The organism is Metabacillus sp. YM-086 (genome assembly GCF_048059995.1).
Taxonomy (GTDB): Bacteria; Bacillota; Bacilli; order Bacillales; family Bacillaceae; genus Metabacillus; species Metabacillus litoralis_B.
The window spans coordinates 1-5,816 of sequence record NZ_JBLUOI010000022.1; the positions used below are offsets into that span (position 1 = coordinate 1).

Here is a 5,816-nt window from a genome sequence, read left to right on the forward strand (position 1 = left end):
AATTACATTTCGTTTATTTTCCAATTTTGTCGTTTTGTTTTTTGTCTATTTATTGGGGGTTTGACCACAGGCACCACAAAATTCAATTTTTTCTTGAATTTTCCTTCATTATTAACACAAAGATGTCGATAAAAAGAGTGGAAGGTTCTATAAAACTAGATGATGACAAACGTAGTTTGTTTTATATAAGTAATAGACCAAGAAGAATATCCAGAATGTTGTTACATAACGGTTTTTAGGGGAATTGAGATGAATTTATTTTTTAATTTTCATATTTTCGATGTTGTAGTCGTTGCTATATTGGCTATTTTGACGTGTAAGCTTGGGTTTGAATATAGTACAAAAATTAAGTTGGTCACGGATAAAAAAGAATTAAAGAAAAAATTATTTCTTTTTTCTTCTGTAGTTGGTCTTGGTTTTTGGTTAACTTATACGTATGCATTCCTATCCGTTGATGTACCGATTGTTATAGAACAAAATTACTTTTTACTTCTATTCGTGTATTTACTATGTTTTCTTGGTGCCTATTTTACGCTATTTATGGCAAGGGCTAAGGAATTCAAATGGTGGAAGTATATTATTTCAAGTATTGTCGTTTCCATGATGTTTATTGGAATTACAACTTTGGGGTATTGGTGGACATTTCGAGAATTAATCTACTTTAAGCCTGTTTCTTTTGGCATATCCTGTCTGATCATAGGTACTTGTATTTTTAAACTCATGAAGTTTTTAAGGCAGATAACAAATGAAGAGGAAGAAGTGGTTAAGAAGAGTTGGTTAAATATTGGAGCTATTTTATGTGGGGTCTCAATAAGTGGAATCCCTTATCTGCTTCTAACATCACTACTTGATTTCAAGGGTGTTTTACAATATGAATACAAAGGCTATACCTACTTACTTCCGTTTCTATACCCAATGCTCTCGAACTTTTTATTAATGATACTTCCGGATATTATTTCAGATCGAATGTTGTCAACGACGACGGTTAAATATAAATCTCTTTTTAGCCATAACCCGAATGCTGTTTTTTCTGTTGATTTAAAAGGGAAAATAATGGATGTAAATAAAGAAACATTAAAGTTGGTAGGGTACACTCGAGAAGAATTAATTGGGAAAGAGCTTTTTTCACTTTTACAACCTAATTTAGATAAACAAACAATTATCAAAAAAGTAAAATCAGGCAGCATTGAAGATGTTGAAACGGTGATCGTGACAAAAGATCAACGAGCAGTTGATATTAAAATTACAACAATGAGGATCGTTATTAATAATGAAACGATCGGGTATTACGGAATTGCAAAGGATATTACTGAAGATAAGAAAGCAAAACAAATGATTCATAGGCTTGCTTTTTATGATGAGCTAACAGGTCTATACAATAGAAGAAAGCTAATTGAGATATTAAACGAATGGGCAGCAAACGGTGAAGAGTTTCATCTTTTATTATTGGATTTTGACCGTTTTAAACGAATAAATGATAGCTTTGGACATAGCTTTGGTGATCAATTATTAAAAGAAATTTCCATTAAGCTAAAACACTTTACTGAAAAAAAAGGTGTAGTAGGAAGGCTTGGGGGAGATGAGTTTCTCATTATGCTTCCTTTGAAAGAAACTCAGGAGGGATATTTAGAGGAGCTTGTTGATTGCTTTAGAAAGCCATTGAATGTTGAAGGAGTAGACGTTATATCAACTGCAAGTATTGGCATCTCCACACACCCACATCATTCAACTAATCTAACTGAGTTAGTAAAGTACGCAGATATTGCCATGTACCATACGAAGGAAAATGGATCAAATGGATATTCATTTTTTTCGGAAAGTATGTTGGAAAATAAATTTAAAAACATTGCCATTGAAAATGAGCTACGCTATGCAATTGATCATAATCACATATCTGTTTATCTTCAGCCGAAATATAATATGGTCAGTGGAGAGTTAATAGGGGCAGAATCACTTGCAAGATGGAAACATTCTACACATGGAATGATCGCTCCTAATGTATTTATTCCTTTGGCTGAAGAAATCGGAGAAATTGATCGCTTGGAAAAGAAGATGATTAAAGAGGTTTGCGGGTTACTTTCAACCTGGATAAAGAAAGGGAAAAAGATCCATCAAACCTCTATTAATATATCTCTCCCTACTTTACTGCATGATGGTTTTATACCTTTTGTTTCTCATACCTTAATTGAAAACCAATTAAATGGCTCTTTTTTGGAGTTCGAAATCACGGAGAGAATTGTGATGAAATACGAAACTGAGGTAAATAGTCGTCTTCAGCAATTACGTAATATGGGCATTGAAATAAGCATAGATGATTTTGGAACTGGGTACAGTTCACTTAGTTACTTGTACAAGCTAGAAGTGGATCGGTTGAAAATAGATAAAATGTTTGTCGATCAATGTGTGGAAAATTCAGAGGTTGTTTCAATGATTATATCGATGGCAAAAGCACTAGGATTACAGGTGATTGCTGAAGGTGTTGAAGACGAAAACCAAATAAGAATTCTGAAAAAACTAGGTTGTATCGAGGCCCAAGGCTTTTATTTTTCGAGGCCTGTACCACATGTGGAATTTCAAGAGTTGTTGGAGGAATACTCTACTGCTGACTTTTAAAGTTGGCTAGTAGAGTATTCCTTTTATCAAAAGTCCGAGTGCTTACCCCTTCTTATCTCTATACAACTTAAACACCTTCCGAGTCTCATTCAAATAGCGCATAAGTCGGTATGGCTTACTCAATATTCGAATCGGCAGGCTTGCTAATAATTTGCTTAAATCTTCTTTATACTCCTGAGTGATTCTCACAGGCTTTGTGGAAATTCGCTCATATACTTCTTTTTGAAATTCTTTAACAAGATTCAATTTTAACGCTTGTGTACGGTGACATTCTTCACATTGAATTCCGTTTATTTTGCTATTAACGTAAGTGATGACATGGGACGTGTCGTCATTATATGAAAGGCAGTACAGTTTTGCGTGCATTTCAGAAACCTTCATCTCAACCTCTCCTTGCTATCTTTGGAAGGCAAGCTTGTTCATGTGTTAATAACAGATGAACAAACAGCAAAAGCACTATTAGATTAAATATGTAGCGATTGGGACGAAATATTTCGGTAGATCGTCCCATTATTTATTATGTATAAAATTTAGAAAAAACAAGCTAATGGAGGATTTAATATGGTAGAAAAAACGTATACAGTCATTAATGAAGCAGGTATTCACGCACGTCCGTCAACAGCCCTAGTAGTTTTTGGTGCCTGTCACCACCCGATATTTGTAGAGTTTTGTCGATTTCAAAGATTTCAAGTATCGTTAACAGAATAGTAGATTTTACTAAATAGATCATGAAGTTTTCAGGAGTATGAGTAAGCAGTATATTACCTTTAGGCATGATGAATGTGCTAATGTTTCAGAAGATAATAAGTTCAAAGATAGGTGATTTTAAGTGAATGAAAAAGACATTGTCTATGTTCTATCTGATTCACTGGGTGATACAGCAGAGCTGTTGGTCAAAACTGTTGCTGCCCAATTTATCGGAACAGAGGTTACCATTAAAACAATCTCCTATATAGAAAATAAGGAAGAAATAAATGATCTGATTGCTCTCGCGAAGCTAAGCAACTCTATCATTGCCTATGCACTCTTTACTCCGCTATTAAAAAAGCATCTTGATCATAAAGCGAATGAAGAAGACGTTACGGTGATTGACTTAATTGGTCCACTATTGGAGACCTTTGCAAATAAGCTTAATAAACAACCAGTACAAAAACCAAGTATAATAGAAGGACCTGATAACTCCTATTTTCGTAGAATTGAAGCCATTGAATTTGCTGTGCAATATGACGATGGAAAGGATATGCGTGGAATCAAGGAGGCGGATATCGTTCTCATCGGTGTTTCAAGAACTTTAAAGACACCATTGTCGATGTATTTGGCTCATAAAATGGTTAAGGTAGCAAATATCCCATTAGTCCCTGAGGTTTCTCCTCCTGAAGAACTTTTTAAGCTATCAAAAGGAAAATGCTTCGGGTTAACGATGTCAGCCGAGAAACTAAGAGAAATAAGGGTAGAAAGATTGAAGCATTTAGGGTTATCTTCGGACTCAAGTTATGCAAAAATTGAACGGATTCAGGAAGAATTACAATATGCTGAAGACATTATGGGAAAAGTAGGTTGTTCAATAATAAATCTTTCTTGTAAGGCAATAGAGGAAGCTGCAGAATTCATTATAGGAAATCTAGCGGATTCTAAGATCGAATATACAACAAGCTAACAAAAACCCTTCAATATTTATTGACGGGTTTTTCGTGCGTAATTAATTCCTTCTAAAGAAACGATTGGAAGAAATTAAAACTATATTCAACGTATTTCACATGGTATAGTTAAACTAGAAAATGTCGAACTTTGTAAGTTCTTCATTTGAAAAAGGCAAATCCATTGAAAAATGGAGACGCAAAGTCACAGACCTAAGGAGAAATCTATGGTGGCTGGATTGCTGAAGGATGGAGAATGAACTCATATGAGTTGCTTCTTAATCCTTCCTAATTACTATATTTGGAGGGTTTTTTATGTTGACAAGTATTCGAAATGTTTTATCAACAAGTGTTTTGGTTTCAGCACTAGCGTTTACTCTAGGGACAGGACCTGCATTTGCAGAAACAGATGGTCCAGCAGAAGAGGAAGCAACTGAACAAGTAGAACAAACTTCTGAACAGAATGTGGAAACAGTGGAATCTGGAGATGAGACTGAAGCGGTAAACGAGGAAGCAGTAGAAACAGAAGGTGAAACTGAAGCAGTAGACCAGGAAGCAGTAGAAACAGACGAATTAGAATTGGAAACGAGTACACCATCGCTACTTCCGGGTGATTTCTTCTATTTTACTAAAAAACTATTAGAAAATGTTCAATTGGCTTTTACATTAGATGAAGAGAAAGAAGCATCATTGCTTGCTAGCTTTGCAGAAGAACGGATTAAAGAGGCGTTAGCTTTAATTGCGAAGGGTGAAGAGGAAGCAGCCAATGAGGTTCTTCAAAAAGCGATCGAGCAACAAGAATCTGCATTAGCAAAATATGAAACGACTGAAAATGAAGAACAAGAAGAAACTCAAACAGACTCTGTTGATGAGGAGCCATCAGCTGAAACAACTGTTGAGGACGATGGAACGGCAGATTCTCTTCGTGCTGAACTAGAAGAAAAACTATCAGCAAATATTATTGCCTTAAAGGCTGCATTAGAAAAGATAGAAAATCCAAAGGCTAAAGAGGCACTTCAGAAAAATATTGTAAAGGCACAGGAAAAGTTAGAGGAGAAAATAAACAAAAAATTAGCAGAGCTAGAGAAGAAGGAGCTTGAAATAACTGAAGATCTAGTTGAGTTAGAAGAAAAGCTTTCTTCTGGAGAAATTGATGAAGAAGAGTATAACAAAGAGCTTGCAGAACTAAGCAAGGACGTTGTTGAAGAAACAGAAGAAATGATAGAAGAGATTGATGAAGAAATCGAAGAAAAGACTACGGAGATAGAAAATGAAAGTAAACAGGTATCTGTAGAAGAAGATAACGAAGAAGAGGAAAAAGAAAAGTCTTCTAGTAAAGAGCTTGAGAGTAAAGTGGAAGAACAAAAACGAGAAGAGCTGAAGAAGCAAGAAGAAGCACGTAAGAAAGCGGAAGAACGTGAGCGAGAAGCGTTGAAGAAGCAAGAAGAAGCACGTAAGAAAGCAGAAGAACGTGAGCGAGAAGAGTTAAAGAAGCAAGAAGAAGCACGTAAGAAAGCGGAAGAACGTGAGCGAGAAGAGTTAAAGAAGCAAGAAGAAGCACGTAAG

Annotated in this window: 5 protein-coding genes and 1 riboswitch; of the genes, 4 read left to right on the plus strand and 1 reads right to left on the minus strand. The window is 35.4% G+C overall.

The genetic code is table 11. The features are described 5' to 3' along the window. Positions 1-249 precede the first annotated feature (249 nt). Positions 250-2,613, plus strand: coding sequence for an EAL domain-containing protein (locus ACEWK1_RS11425; protein WP_212135862.1), 2,364 nt, complete (start codon positions 250-252; stop codon positions 2,611-2,613). Between the two features lie 42 nt (positions 2,614-2,655). Here ACEWK1_RS11425 and ACEWK1_RS11430 read toward each other — a convergent pair whose 3' ends face one another. Beyond that, positions 2,656-2,994: a bh protein gene (locus ACEWK1_RS11430; protein ID WP_212135863.1), complete on the minus strand. Its 339-nt coding sequence runs from the start codon at positions 2,992-2,994 to the stop codon at positions 2,656-2,658. Between the two features lie 180 nt (positions 2,995-3,174). Between ACEWK1_RS11430 and ACEWK1_RS11435 the strand changes: the two genes are divergently transcribed. From ACEWK1_RS11435 to ACEWK1_RS11445, 3 genes are all read left to right on the plus strand, one after another. After that, positions 3,175-3,321 carry an HPr family phosphocarrier protein gene (locus ACEWK1_RS11435; protein WP_212135865.1) on the plus strand — a complete coding sequence of 49 codons (147 nt, stop codon included), beginning with the start codon at positions 3,175-3,177 and terminating at the stop codon, positions 3,319-3,321. A gap of 121 nt (positions 3,322-3,442) precedes the next feature. Continuing rightward, entirely contained in the window at positions 3,443-4,270 is an 828-nt protein-coding gene (locus ACEWK1_RS11440) for a pyruvate, water dikinase regulatory protein (protein WP_212135866.1), read from the plus strand. A gap of 144 nt (positions 4,271-4,414) precedes the next feature. After that, positions 4,415-4,497, plus strand: a riboswitch (cyclic di-GMP riboswitch). 68 nt (positions 4,498-4,565) lie between these two features. After that, a partial coding sequence (locus tag ACEWK1_RS11445; protein ID WP_416636304.1) for a DUF5667 domain-containing protein occupies positions 4,566-5,816 on the plus strand: 1,251 nt, incomplete at its 3' end.